13 protein-coding genes and 2 pseudogenes are annotated in these 13,376 nt (G+C 58.3%); 7 read left to right on the top strand and 8 right to left on the bottom strand.

The window, feature by feature from the left end; all coding sequences use genetic code 11:
- Positions 1-473: 473 nt before the first annotated feature.
- Entirely contained in the window at positions 474-1,334 is an 861-nt protein-coding gene (locus AC2FNA_RS21675) for a transposase (RefSeq protein WP_496830155.1), read from the top strand.
- 210 nt (positions 1,335-1,544) lie between these two features.
- Here AC2FNA_RS21675 and AC2FNA_RS21680 read toward each other — a convergent pair whose 3' ends face one another.
- The 7 genes from AC2FNA_RS21680 to AC2FNA_RS21710 form a co-directional block, all read right to left on the bottom strand.
- A complete protein-coding gene (locus AC2FNA_RS21680; protein ID WP_496830222.1) occupies positions 1,545-2,447 on the bottom strand; it encodes an alpha/beta hydrolase in 903 nt (300 codons plus the stop codon).
- Positions 2,448-2,807: 360 nt separating this feature from the next.
- Positions 2,808-3,269, bottom strand: a complete 462-nt coding sequence (locus AC2FNA_RS21685) for a hypothetical protein (RefSeq protein WP_496830156.1) — start codon at positions 3,267-3,269, stop codon at positions 2,808-2,810.
- 24 nt (positions 3,270-3,293) lie between these two features.
- Complete coding sequence (locus tag AC2FNA_RS21690; protein WP_496830158.1) at positions 3,294-3,992, bottom strand: hypothetical protein; 699 nt, start codon at positions 3,990-3,992, stop codon at positions 3,294-3,296.
- A gap of 31 nt (positions 3,993-4,023) precedes the next feature.
- Entirely contained in the window at positions 4,024-4,818 is a 795-nt protein-coding gene (locus AC2FNA_RS21695) for an SDR family oxidoreductase (protein WP_496830160.1), read from the bottom strand.
- A gap of 69 nt (positions 4,819-4,887) precedes the next feature.
- Positions 4,888-5,655 (bottom strand): 7-alpha-hydroxysteroid dehydrogenase, encoded by a 768-nt coding sequence (hdhA, locus tag AC2FNA_RS21700; protein ID WP_496830162.1) that lies wholly within the window; start codon positions 5,653-5,655, stop codon positions 4,888-4,890.
- 99 nt (positions 5,656-5,754) lie between these two features.
- Positions 5,755-6,306, bottom strand: a complete 552-nt coding sequence (locus AC2FNA_RS21705; protein WP_496830164.1) for a helix-turn-helix domain-containing protein — start codon at positions 6,304-6,306, stop codon at positions 5,755-5,757.
- Positions 6,307-7,123: 817 nt separating this feature from the next.
- The gene (locus AC2FNA_RS21710; protein ID WP_496830166.1) at positions 7,124-7,441 is read right to left on the bottom strand and encodes a hypothetical protein; all 318 of its coding nucleotides are present in this window, start codon (positions 7,439-7,441) and stop codon (positions 7,124-7,126) included.
- A gap of 90 nt (positions 7,442-7,531) precedes the next feature.
- Between AC2FNA_RS21710 and AC2FNA_RS21715 the strand changes: the two are divergent.
- Positions 7,532-7,660: pseudogene (locus AC2FNA_RS21715) on the top strand (LysR family transcriptional regulator); the annotation flags it as partial.
- Here AC2FNA_RS21715 and AC2FNA_RS21720 read toward each other — a convergent pair.
- The gene (locus AC2FNA_RS21720) at positions 7,629-7,841 is read right to left on the bottom strand and encodes a DUF3604 domain-containing protein (protein WP_496830168.1); all 213 of its coding nucleotides are present in this window, start codon (positions 7,839-7,841) and stop codon (positions 7,629-7,631) included. The pseudogene AC2FNA_RS21715 and the gene AC2FNA_RS21720 sit on opposite strands and share 32 nt — an antisense overlap.
- 174 nt (positions 7,842-8,015) lie before the next feature.
- Here AC2FNA_RS21720 and AC2FNA_RS21725 point away from each other — a divergent pair.
- The 5 genes and pseudogenes from AC2FNA_RS21725 to AC2FNA_RS21745 all read left to right on the top strand — a co-directional run.
- Positions 8,016-8,192, top strand: a pseudogene (locus AC2FNA_RS21725) (tyrosine-type recombinase/integrase); the annotation flags it as partial.
- A 150-nt stretch (positions 8,193-8,342) separates the two neighbouring features.
- Entirely contained in the window at positions 8,343-9,464 is a 1,122-nt protein-coding gene (locus AC2FNA_RS21730; protein ID WP_496830170.1) for an MHYT domain-containing protein, read from the top strand.
- Positions 9,465-9,576: 112 nt separating this feature from the next.
- Complete coding sequence (locus tag AC2FNA_RS21735) at positions 9,577-10,431, top strand: FAD binding domain-containing protein (protein WP_496830172.1); 855 nt, start codon at positions 9,577-9,579, stop codon at positions 10,429-10,431.
- Positions 10,432-10,444: 13 nt separating this feature from the next.
- Positions 10,445-10,939, top strand: a complete 495-nt coding sequence (locus tag AC2FNA_RS21740; RefSeq protein WP_496830174.1) for a (2Fe-2S)-binding protein — start codon at positions 10,445-10,447, stop codon at positions 10,937-10,939.
- Complete coding sequence (locus tag AC2FNA_RS21745; RefSeq protein ID WP_496830176.1) at positions 10,936-13,365, top strand: aerobic carbon-monoxide dehydrogenase large subunit; 2,430 nt, start codon at positions 10,936-10,938, stop codon at positions 13,363-13,365. Before AC2FNA_RS21740 ends, AC2FNA_RS21745 begins: the two co-directional genes overlap by 4 nt.
- The last annotated feature ends 11 nt before the right edge of the window (positions 13,366-13,376 follow it).

The raw sequence follows: 13,376 nt of genomic DNA on the forward strand, positions 1-13,376 counted from the left end.
AAATGCGGTCACCGTGCCATCGCTGTCCGACCAATCAAACAGAGTGCTCAGCGCAACGCTCGCGCCAGGCGCAAGCGTTTGATCGTTCCCGGATGCAGTAGGCGGCTGGTTTGGCATCAAACGCTCCAGTTGGAATCAACACAAAGACGATGTTTTTTCATATCATGAAATGAGACGCGCCACACTTGCTTAGGGGAGAAAGATGCTATCCTACGGCGCAAGAACACATAAAGCGCCTTATCCGCGCAGCGCCTTCCCGGCAGGGCACACCGGAGCAGACCTTGGGTCAATGTCCACTTGGTCCGCTTGCTACCTGTTTGAGGCCCGCGCGGCGAACGACAGCAGATCGGGATTCTGCCCATCGGATGCTGCACCGCAGAACGGTCTTGACTGAGAAGACCAATGAGCGCTCGGACAACCAAATCCACCGCCATTTCTGGACAAAAACTGGTCGAAATCCTGTGTCGTAGAAGTTGGCTTTTCGTATATTTCAATTGAAAAACAACGCGCTGCCCGATATCAAAGCGCAACGGGAAATGCTTTCACAAATCGGCCCCCGGGCACCATTTTTACCAGATAAAACAAATGCTTCGCGGCGTGAACGTTGTGCCCAGTGCATGGGCGCATTGGGCTGGGTGCTCATTGGGGGCAGAATTCAGCGTGAAAAGGTGTTGTCGGTGACCCGAACCGCTGAGGCGTTTGCTGCACGGCGGATGATCGATCGGATCACGGACCGCTTCGACATGACGCCAGACAAGCTGGTTGGCGATACGGGCTACGGATCAGCAGAGATGCTGGGCTTGCTGGTGGAAGAGCGCGGCATCGCCCCGCACATTCCGGTCTGGGACAAGTCGAAACGGACGGACGGCACATTCTCACGAGAAGACTTTGTCTATGACCCTGCAACTGACAGCTACACATGCCCTGGCAACAAGGAACTGCGGACGTATCGCCCGAACTTCTCCACGCCGCGCAAGCCGAACGGCGGCAAAGACGGGTTCCTAAAATATCGAGCGTCAAAGCACGACTGTGACACATGCCCATTAAAAGCGAATTGCTGTCCAAAACAGCCAGCCCGAAACGTGCTTCGTTCCGTCCATGAAGCAGCACGCGACGTGGCCCGCGATATCCGAAAAACCGATGCCTGCATGACGTCGTTCATTCAGAGGCGGAAAGTCGAGATGCTGTTTGCACATCTAAAGCGATACATTGGCGTGCCGATGATGCGGCTACGAGGACCCAAAGGCGCATACGAACCGTTCCAACTCGCAGCCACCGCCCAAAATCTCCGGAAGCTCGCAAAACTGATACCCGAAGCAAAACCAACAGGTTGAGAAGAGGACAACCAGCCGCCTTCGCCGTCACCCACCAAACGCTCAGACAACGACTTCTTCAACACTATCCGGAAAGAGCCGCCGTTTGGCTGTGGCCTCTGAACGGCCGGTAGCGCAAGTCTCGGAGCCAAAACGATCTTAAGTAAAGTGTACAGTCTCCTTCTTTGGAACGCTGTGTTGGTAGCGCGCGTGGCCACAGGTTCTAACGGATCAAGGGTTCAGAAGTTCGGCCGGAGCCAACAGTACGGTTGTAGCCTCCTGCGCGAGAAGAACGGTTCCAGGAATCGCGCCTGCTCGGCCGGCTTGGTCTGTTTGCATCCCCGCTCGTACAGCCTCGGTTTGTCGCAAAAACGAGATCACCGCAGGCGAGGTTGCAGCTGCGAGGTGGCGTGAGGCCGCATCACGGGCCTCCGTCAGGTCAATAATGATGATCTTCTGACCCGCGACCGGCTCAATCGAGGAGAGGTTGCCGAGGCGGGTGCCGTGCCCGGTCAATCGCGCCGACAGGCGCAGGGCCGGATCGCGCCGGGAGACAAAGACGACAAACGGGTCTGGCAGCGTGCCGATATCCTCAGCCTGCGCTTTGAAGACCTCGGGATCGATATCTGGCGACATCAGCACCACACCGCCGACGCGAGCCAGGGTGGGGCTGTCGCGCAAAGCCATTTGACGCAAGACCTCCATCGTCAGTTGCGAGCCCATGGAGTGCGCGACGATCACCACGCTGCGCGCTCCCGCGCGCACGAGGTCATCCAGCATTCCCTCTAGCCCGTTGCGCGCAAGCAGAACCGCGTCACGATCTGCCGCATAGCCAAGCGGCTGGCCGTGCGAGGGCCACGCATAGTGGAAGGTCGGCCCCTCAATTTCGAAATCCGCAATCATCTGCGCGGTTCGGAAAATACCGTCTGCCATGCGGTTGTTGAACCCGTGCACCGTCAGGACGACCTCTCGGCTGAGGCTCGCCCGCGCCGCGAGTTCACGGGAGGTACGTGCGCGAAAGGCGCTCCGATCGGCGAACCGTCCGACGCTTGCAGTCAGGAAGTCCTTGCGCGGATCGGGATCAACACTAGGCAGTGTCACCGTGCCAGGCGTCCGATCCGGCGGCACGCTCACGTCGACCAAGCCGTATGTAAGCGGGCCGGGTTCGGTGCGGGACCATAGTCCGTCTGTCGTCGGCTGCCGCGTCGTCCCGACCAAGACGGGAAAACGAAGCTCTGCTGTCTGAGCCATCGGGTCTGGAACAAGGTCAGCCCTAGGAGCGCAGCTCGCAGCCACAGTGATCGCGAGCAGTGCGAAAATCCGCAGTAGCCGGGGTTTGGGCCGTGCGCCAGGCGGCATAGGGATGGCAGACCATTTTTGCTCTTGCACCGCCTTGAGTATCGACATCAAAACCACCCACCTTATTGATTTCTGGCCACCATGACGTCGTCGGTCCCGGCCGCTGCCCAGTTTCATTTGCTCGTGTCTTGCGTCTCAAGCTCTCTTCTCTGCAGCGGCGCGCAGGGTCATATAGTTCACCACCCCGGCGGCCAGGCCGGCGATCAGCCCGAGCATGATAATCGCGACCGGCAGCGACACCGAGATGGACCCTATGAGCCTCTGCCAGAGCACCGCGAAGGTCACAAGGATGCCCAACGCGAAGAAACCGTGCTTTACCACCAACCAGAGGAAGGCCGGATAAAATGGCGGTTTGGGAGGTTTGACAGTACCATAGGCGACAGCGGTAAGGATCATCGCAAGGCTCACCGCAAGCGGCACCGCGGCTCCAAAGACCGTATGGGTGTCATTCGTGATCCCATCAACCGTCAGTGGCAAGGGACCGTGCCCCGCGAGGAGATACCACTGGATCGCGCCGTTGATAATTGCGTTGATCAAGCCAGAGATGACAGCGCCCTTCAGGAGGTCGGAGTGCTCGGGTGTGGCTATCGTGGACATTGGCTCTCTCCTCGCTTTCGATATCTATTGCGCGCCGACTGCCAAGATCTCGTCCAGGGTGGGAAACAGAACCGTTCGACATTTTTCAAGACCCGCCTCGCGATTGCGGAAATTGGACCGCGCGACCTCTAGGTCGGCCTCTCGCGCGAGAACGGTGCTGAAAGGGAGCGAGCCGCGCGCATTGAGTTGACGGGCGCGTTCCAACGCCTTCTGGGCATAGGCGGCCCAGGCCTTGTGTGCAACAACCTCGTCCGGGCCCTTGTCGCAGCCCGCATCCCAGCCGCGGCGGAAGGTGCCGTAAAGCTCCTCGACGGTCACGCTTTCCCCGCCAAAGAACCGCGCCATCTGGGTCATCGCCTCGTATTCAGCGCTGACGTAGTCGAGGCTATTCTCGGCGACGATCAGCTGCTTCCGGTTCCAGGCGTCTTTCAGCTGCGAGATTTCCAGTTCGATCAGCGGGATCGCATTTTTTTCGAACAGGTCCTGGTTCTGTTCGAGGATCTTCCGGTCCCGCTCAAGCTGCGCTCGCACAGTGTCGAGCTGGATCCGCGCCATCATGGTCTGGTAACCAAAGGATCGTCCCTGATCGACGAAGAGCAGGACGCCGAGTTGCGTGGTGTTCAGGGGCGTTCCGGTTTCCTCCGACCAAGCCGGCTGAAACGTCAGAACCATGAGACATGCCGCCCCAAAGGTGACACGACGCTTGGCCAGCGACGCGAACATCCTGAGGCAGGCACGCAGGACACGCACGCCTTCAACTCCCGAAGAGACGCACGACGGCGCCGCCACCATGGACGTTGATGATCTGGCCGCTGACCCAGCTCGACGCGGGCGAGGTCAGATAAAGCATGGCGTTCGCGATATCCTCCATCTTGCCTGCCCGGCCGGTCAAGTTGTCGGGATGCGCCAGCTTTTCCTGCATCTCGGGTGTGACACCTGCGTCGGTGTAGCCCGGGGTAATGACCGTCCCGATCAGGACGGAGTTCACGCGCACCCGCTTGTTCAGCATATGGGCCAGCGACACCATCATCTGGTTCAGCGCGGCCTTGGCCGTGCCATAGGGCAGGATATCGTAAGCCGGCACGGCAGACGAGAACGAGCCGGAGTTGGTTATCGAGGCGTTCTGGGCCTTCTCCAGGTAGGGTAAGCAGGCCATGCTCATCCGGTAGGCGCTAACCGTATTCAGGTCGTAGGACTTCAGAAACTCTTCCCGCGAGATCGCGGCCGGGTCAGGCTGGCGACCGCCCCAGCCGACGTTGTTGACAAGGGTCGAGACGCCACCGAAAGCCTTGACCGTGGCGTCCACTACGGCCTGAATGTCCTCGTCCTTTGTCACGTCGCAGCCCATTCCGTGGACTTCGTTGCCGGTCTCCTTGGCGATGTCCGAGGCCGTGTCGGCAGATTTCTCGGCCTGTAGGTCGCAGATCATCACCTTCGCACCTGCAGCGGAGAGGGTTTTGGCGATCTGGGCGCCAATGTTCTGCGCGCCGCCGGTGATGATGACATTGTGGCCGTCCATACGGAAATCGGCAAATGCGTCTATACTCATGGATGTCTCCTGTTGTTTTGAAATAGCCGGCTCAAGCGGGTCGTGCTTCGGGCCTACGACAGGTTCGCGTCAATCGAGTTCCTGCACGCCGCCGCCAGAAACGGTCAGGATCTGACCGCTAACCCATGCCGCCGCAGGCGAACACAGATAGAGTGCGGCGCCCGCAATATCCGAGGGCTCGCCAAGGCGCTTGATCGGCGTGTGCTTGAGCATGGCCTTCTCGACCTCGGGTGTGAGCACGGTAGCCAGCGCCGCCGTCCGGATCGCTCCGGGCGCAATTCCGTTCACCCGAATGTTCCGCGACCCCAAGTCATGGGCGATGTTGCGGGTCAGATGGCTGATCGCGGCCTTGGAAGAGGAGTAAGAGGCCATGTGCACGTTCTTGTTTTCGGCCGACATTGACGAAATGTTGAGCACCGCTCCTCCGCCGGCGGCTTCCATGTGCGGTGCAGCAAGCTGAGTGAGGCGAAACGGCGCAAACACGTTCAGCTCATAAGCCCAGCGAAAATCCTCCATCGGCATGTCGAAGGGCTTCGGCCCCCCGCCGCCGGCGTTGTTCACGAGGATCGTCAGGCTGCCGAAATTGTCGATCGCCGCCTGAACGGCCGCTTCCAGATCGGCTTCCTTCGTGACGTTGCAGGCGAGACCGATGGCCTTGCCGCCAGCCTTGGTGATGCCCTTGGCGACTTCGTCTGCGGTCTCTTGCTTGAGGTCGCTGACGACGACGGCCGCGCCGGCGCCGGCGAACATCTCTGCAATACCTCTGCCAATACCGGCCCCCGCGCCGGTGACAATGGCCACTTGGCCATCAAGTTGAAATGCCTTTGGATCGAACATGCGTGCCTCCGCTTCGCTTCTCTCTAGAAAAGTAGAGCGGCGACAACGTGCTGGCACGGAAACAGGTGCTCATTTTGAGCACCTAGCAGCGTCTTGCCCCTATCGGCTTTTCGCGATCAGGCGCTCGTCCTTTTCAATGAGCTTCTGGAGGTCGGCGAACAGCCGTGCGACGCGCCGGATCGCAAGGCTATCCAATTCTGCAAGATCGTGGCGAGCGCTGGATTGGCCTTCGACAGACACGAGCCGATAGGCCCCTGCGTCATCCCGTTCAATCCAGCCGCGCTCCATAAGCGATTGCAACTTGCGCCGGACAGTCTGGCGCGGGATCTTGGTGATGTCGGAGATACGGGACGCGTTCGTGCTTTCTGCAGAAGCCTCCACATCCAGCACGGACAAATCCGGATTGGCAGTGGCACGCACGGCGCTGAGCCGAGCTTGTCCCAGCACCGCCATTACGAGCATCTCCTGATAATCCCCGTCGAACGGGCTCACCGCGTCGACCATATGACCGATCAGAAACTCGACGAAAACGTACTGGTAGTCGAGGTAGTGTGCATTAAACGCGGCTGCGATTCCGTCCACCCGATGAGAGCGCTTTGGGGAGCCATGAATGCTATTTTTCTTCTTGGACAAAATCGACCCCTCGTCCATTTGATTTGGCTCGTCAGTGCATATCGAGCCTGTCAAGTCGCCGATGCGAGTCGATTGACGGAAATTGTTTATTTGCAATAACTGCGCGCTTGCTCTCGTATCAGGCTCGTACACTGGCTATTCTTCCCAGAAGGTCCAGCGACCGCAAGGTCCGTCTGCATTCGTAAGTCCGGCAATCACACTGCACGGTGACCGAACAGCCGAATTGGAGAAGCAGCGTTGCAGGGGCACCGCGCTTGGGAAGTCGTTGCACTCGACCCGCGTTCACTATGGCTTCGTCCGCTGATCGTGCACTTCGCCAGTTCGAATGGTTCGTAGCTAGGTCCGTTGTGGGCTCGAAGCAGCCTTGCGGCAACGCAGCGGGTTGAGCTGCGACCTAGTCCCGAATGCAGACATTACGAAAATCGAGATGATCCAACGCTTTCAAAGTCTTGTGTTGCGATGCCGACATTCAGCTTTCAGATGCTGTCGTTGGCATGACACTGGCTGTGCGACGGCTTCGAGACCAATGAAGACCAATTTTTCCCCTATGAGTTTGTCAGCGATACGAATTTTTTCGTCTCGTGGCACTGGTACGATCGGCTTTCGTCGTGGCGTCAAAGAGGAAATTCCTTACTTGCGTTCCTGTGCACCTCACAAAGCATTTCGCATCTGTATCGACCGACGTCACGCAGTTGGGCGGCGTTCAGTTTAGCCAGGGCCCTGGTACGTTTCTGACGTTCTGCATACTTCTTTCGGCGCGCGACCAAATTGCTCCAAATTTTCTCAATTCTGCCGATACGTGAAGGAGACAGTACAAATGAAATCGGCATATCAGTCATTGTTCGGCGTGCACCGGAGAATTTGCGGGTATGCGCTTTACCAAGTGCGCAGGCGGGCCGTCCGGACCCCACCAGATTTCGCGGCGTCCATTGGATGTTAACCAGTGATTGTCCCACCTTGCGATGTCGCGCTCGGCAGCTTCTCGATTGAAACCCGCGACTGCCGCTCCAAGAGCGTCGATACTGTCAACTGGGAGCCCTGTGCCTCCGCCAGGTGTTGGTAGCGGATCACCACTCGGATCAAGACAGGCTCCATAAAGATCTTCAGAGATCGAACATTTGAAGAAGAAAAGTTTTGCGTTGGTATCGGACATTTTCTGGCACCTTTCGCGATGTTGGTGCCCGCAGGTTAACTTAGCAGCAATATATCGCACCAACAGATATAATCTGTTAACTATACAACTATCAGCGATACTAAACGTCTTGACTCGAGGCTTCTCTTTGCCTTCGCCGCCACCTACGAGGAAGGGAGTGTATCCCGTGCTGCTGACCGGTTGGGCCTTACGCAGCAAGGCCTGAGTGGCTCGATCGCGCGGCTGAGGGACCTGCTCGGTGATCCTCTCTTCGTGCGCCAAGGGCACGGTGTCGTGCTTCCTTGCGCTCCATCGCGTCGAAGAGCGCCTCTCTTGTATTCTCTCGCGCCCACACGGCTGCAAGGCCCGAGGCCAGTGCATCTGCGTGTCTCAGATCGTCTGACACGTCGTCCTTCGTCATCTCATCGCTACGTTCTCCCTTGTAGCATGAGCAGGATTTCACTGGGTCGATACAGGGTCTCCGTAAGGTTCGTGGTTGAAGTCGCCAAACTCTTCCTCGACCATACACCTCGATGGCCACCCGGGATTACACCAATGACGGCGCAGAAATTACACCACGTGCGCGGACACTAACACCGGATACGGAACGCATTCGCTTCGCCGAACCAAAGCGGCTGAGATCTACCGGAAAACAGGAAACCTGCGTGCTGTGCAGCTGTTGTTGGGACATACTAAGATCGATAGCACAGTACGCTATCTCGGTGTCGAGCTGGAAGATGCGCTGAGCATAGCGGAACAGATCGACATATGAACCATGCGGGCGAGCCGCGATTCCGCTCGCAATCGCCGGAACCAAAACAACTGGCAAGATTATAGGGATACCAGGACGCCATCGAACAATTTCGAGAGAGATACTACACCAATGTTTGTCAAGTGTCGTTTTTTTGGTCATTTTGCGGACATGGAATTCTTGGAAGTCAGTCATAACAACCTTCTCGTTGCCATGTCTTGCCTGGTTGCTCTGGTTGCGGGATTCACCGGATTGTCTTTGACACGTGACCTCGGCTCGAAACCAGACTTCGAGAAAAAGGTATCGATCGCATTGGCCGCCATCGCGCTCGGTGGTGGGATATGGGCCATGCATTTCGTGGCAATGCTTGGTCTGCAGATGCCCATCTTGTTCTATTACGATGCCGCGATCACGCTGATCTCCGCGCTGACCGCAATCCTGATCGTCGGGGGCGCGCTGATCATCCTGCATTTCACCGTCCGTAACCGTTTTATGGTGTCCTTGGCTGGCGGCATTGTTGGTGTGGGTATCCTTGCCATGCACTACATCGGGATGGCTGGGCTTGAGTTGTGTCGCGCGGTCTACACGCCATTTGGCGTCATAGTGTCGTCGCTCGTGGCGGTTCTGCTGTGCAGTCTGGCGTTTGGCATTGCCTATGGTCAGAGGACCAACCGGAACATCATTCTTGGCACTTTGTGTTTTGCGATCGCGGTGGTAAGCGTGCATTTTCTGGCCATGTCGGGGACCCAGTTTGTAGTGGTGTCTGATGGAACAGAGTTTGGCCCATTGATGAGCAATGAGACACTTGCCCTTGGTGTCAGCTTTTTCAGTTTCGTCATGTTCGGTGCCTGCCTTTGGGTCGGAGTGACTTACCTTCCGCGACCAAAGCAAGATGCGCAGCCCAGTGGGGATAAAGGCTCCACCGATCCGCGACCTCTACCGCTTCAAGTTCCTTGTGAGCGTGAGGGGGGCAAAGTTTTCGTATCTGCCAGGGACATTATGTTTGTGCGGGCGGACGCTCATTACACCCAAGTCTATACGGAAGAAGACCGGTTGTTCTGCGTGTGGTCCGTGACCGAAGCAATGAAGCGTCTTGTTCCGCTGGGCTTCCTTCAGACCCATCGAAGTTACTTGGTCAATCCAGAACACGTCGTCCGATTTGAGAGGACAAAAGACAGCGGCAAATGCGTGTTCGAAGGCCCAGAAACACCGCCGGTACCCGTGAGCCGTTCCAAGTTGAAGGCTATACAGGACGCATTGGCTTCGCAGGCCAGCGCAAGTCGTGCGAGCTGAAGCGCATTTCGTGCAAAACACCTGTCGTTCATAGGTTTGTTGAAGCTCTAACATACGAACGTATGCACTTCTCCATCTCAGCAATTTGAATCGCTTTGAGGGAGGACAGTCGATGATACCAGCGGCATTTGAGTATTACAGACCCAAGGATATGGCAGCTGTTCTGTCTATCCTGCAAGAACATGGCGATGACGCGCGTGTGATGGCTGGCGGTCACAGCCTGATCCCCATGATGAAGCTGCGCATGGCCGACGTTCCGCACCTGATCGACCTTCAGGATGTTGGCGGGATGTCTGATATCGAGATCGGCGCCGACAGCATCCGTATCGGAGCCATGGTCACGCAGCATGACATCATCGACCATGATGCGCTTGCGCAGGCGGCGCCAATCTTGCGCGAAGCGGCGCTGCAGATTGCTGATCCGCAAGTGCGTTACATGGGCACTGTTGGCGGCAATGTCGCCAACGGAGACCCGGGCAATGATATGCCCGGCCTGATGCAGTGCCTCAACGCGACCTTCACCGTTGTGGGCTCTGACGGTGAGCGCGAGATCCCCGCGCGGGAGTTCTATGAGGCCGCCTACATGACTGCCCGCGAAGACGACGAAGTTCTGACCGCGGTCACGATCCCGATGCCACAGGGCGGCCATGCTTACGAAAAGCAGAAGCGGAAGATTGGCGATTACGCAACTGCTGCCGCTGCGGTGCAAATCGTAAAAGACGGGGCCACCTGCGTGTCGGCGTCGATTGCGATGACGAACCTGAGCGATACGCCGGTCTATTCCGAGGCGGCAGGTGCTGCGCTGGTTGGAACTTCGGTGGATGATGCCGCGATCAAGGCCGCGATGGCCGCAATGCTGAATGACATCGACCCGACCGAAGACAATCGCGGTCCCGTCGCCTTCAAGAAACATGTTGCAGGTGTGATCCTGCGCCGCGCCATCGAGCGCGCCTGGTCACGCACCTGAGGGAGAGGACGCAATGGGAAAGAAACAGCATTACAAAATCACGGTGAACGGCAAGGAAGAAGAATTCCTTGCCGAGCCGCGTGAGCTGCTCATCTATACGCTGCGTGAGCGGCTCAACATCACCGGCCCGCATATCGGTTGCGAGACGTCGCATTGCGGGGCCTGCACCGTCACCATTGATGGAAAGTCGGTAAAATCCTGCACCATGTTCGTGGCCCAGGCCGACGGCAAGGACATCACGACCATCGAAGGCATCGGCGGGCCAGATAACCTGCATCCGCTTCAGGTCGCGTTCAAGGAACATCACGGCCTTCAGTGCGGCTACTGCACGCCGGGGATGATCACCCGGGCCAAGAAGCTGCTTGAGGAGAACCCGAACCCAACCGAAGAGGAGATCCGCTTCGGAATGGCGGGCAACATCTGCCGCTGCACCGGGTACCAGAACATCGTGAAGTCCATACGCGCGGCCGCGGCGGATATGAATGCAGCCAAGGAGGCGGCAGAATGAAAGACGAAGTAACAAGCCGCGAGGAGCGGATCGAGAACCTCAAAGGCATGGGTTGCTCGCGCAAGCGGGTAGAGGACGCACGGTTCACCCAGGGCAAAGGCAACTATGTCGATGACATCAAGCTGGACGGCATGTTGTTTGGCGACTTTGTCCGCTCGCCCTATGCCCACGCGAAGATCGTCAATATCGACACCGCTGCCGCGCTAGAGGTGCCGGGCGTTTTGGCCGTCCTGACGGCCAAGGATCTGGAGCCCTTGGGCCTGCACTGGATGCCGACGCTTGCGGGCGACAGGCAGATGGTGCTGGCCGACGGCAAGGTTCTGTTCCAGGGTCAGGAGGTTGCCTTTGTCGTGGCCGAAGATCGCTATGCCGCCGCAGATGGGATCGAAGCGGTTGAGGTGGAATACGAAGAGCTGGAGGTTCTTGTTGATCCGTTCAAGGCGATGCAATCCGATGTGGTGCTAAGGCCAGACACGGTTGCCGAGGACGGCAGCCCGGCTGATGGTGCGCACGGCCCCCGCAAGCACCACAATCACATCTTTACATGGGAAGCTGGCGACAAGGGCCCGACTTTCGAGACCATCGACAACGCCGAAGTCGTGGCTGAAGAAACCATGTATTACCACCGCACCCATCCGTGCCCGCTGGAAACCTGCGGCTGCGTGGCGTCGATGGACAAGGTGAACGGCAAGCTGACCCTCTGGGGCACGTTCCAGGCACCGCACGCCATCCGGACCGTTGTGTCGCTGATCTCCGGGATTGAAGAGCACAATATCCGCGTGATCAGCCCTGACATCGGCGGCGGCTTTGGTAACAAGGTGGGCGCCTATCCGGGCTATGTCTGCTCGGTCGTGGCCTCCATCGTGACGGGCAAACCGGTCAAGTGGATCGAAGACCGGATGGACAACCTGATGACCACCGCCTTCGCGCGTGACTACCACATGACGGGTCGGATCAGCGCCACCAGGGAAGGCAAGATCACTGGCCTGCATTGTCACGTGACTGCCGACCATGGCGGATTTGACGCCTGTGCCGACCCAACGAAGTTCCCGGCCGGGTTCATGAACATCTGCACCGGGTCCTATGACATCCCGACCGCGTTCCTGGAAGTCGACGGCGTCTATACCAACAAGGCGCCAGGTGGGGTCAGTTACCGCTGTTCCTTCCGCGTGACCGAGGCCGTGTATTTCATCGAACGGATGATCGAAGTTCTGGCGATCGAGTTGAACATGGATGCAGCAGAGCTGCGCCGGATCAATTTCATCAGGAAAGAGCAGTTCCCCTACAAAGCCGCGTTGGGTTGGGAATACGATTCTGGCGATTACCACACCGCTTGGGACAAGGCGCTGAAGGCCGTCGACTACGAGGCTCTGCGTGCCGAGCAGGCGCAGCGGGTCGAGGATTTCAGAGCGGGTAGAACGCGCAAACTGATGGGCATCGGGCTGTCGTTCTTTACCGAGATCGTCGGCGCCGGCCCGGTCAAGAACTGCGATATTCTTGGGCTTGGCATGTTCGACAGCTGCGAAATCCGCATCCACCCGACAGGCTCCGCGATTGCGCGGCTGGGCACGATTTCGCAAGGGCAGGGCCACGCGACGACCTTTGCGCAAATCCTTGCGTCCGAGATCGGTCTGCCTGCGGACAGCATCACCATCGAAGAGGGCGACACCGACACCGCGCCATATGGCCTGGGCACCTATGGCTCCCGGTCCACTCCGGTAGCGGGTGCTGCGACAGCCATGGCCGGGCGCAAGATCCGCGCCAAGGCGCAGATGATTGCGGCCTACTTGCTCGAAGTCCATGACGACGACGTGGAATTCGACGTGGATCGCTTCGTGGTCAAAGGTGCGCCTGAGAAGTTCAAGACGATGAAGGAAATCGCCTTCGCTGCTTACAACCAGGCCATTCCGGGGATTGAGCCGGGTCTCGAAGCGGTCAGCTATTACGATCCGCCCAACATGACCTACCCGTTTGGCGCCTATGTCTGCGTGATGGACATTGATGTCGATACGGGCGTGCCGGAAATCCGCCGTTTCTATGCGCTGGATGATTGCGGCACCCGGATCAACCCGATGATCATCGAGGGGCAGATCCACGGTGGTCTGACCGAAGCCCTCGCAGTCGCGCTGGGGCAGGAGATTGCCTATGACGATATGGGCAACGTGAAGACCGGCACGTTGATGGACTTCTTCCTGCCGACTGCATGGGAGGTTCCGAACTACGAAACCGACTACACCGTGACGCCTTCGCCGCACCACCCCATTGGGGCGAAAGGTGTCGGCGAGAGCCCGCATGTGGGTGGCGTGCCGTGTTTCTCGAATGCCATTCAGGACGCCTTCCGTCCTTTCGGGAATCGGCACACGAACATGCCGCATGATCACTGGCGGATCTGGAAGACCGCCAATGAACTTGGCCTGCATGACTAAGTCGTAACGGC

Source organism: Ruegeria sp. YKSD163 (genome assembly GCF_059612905.1).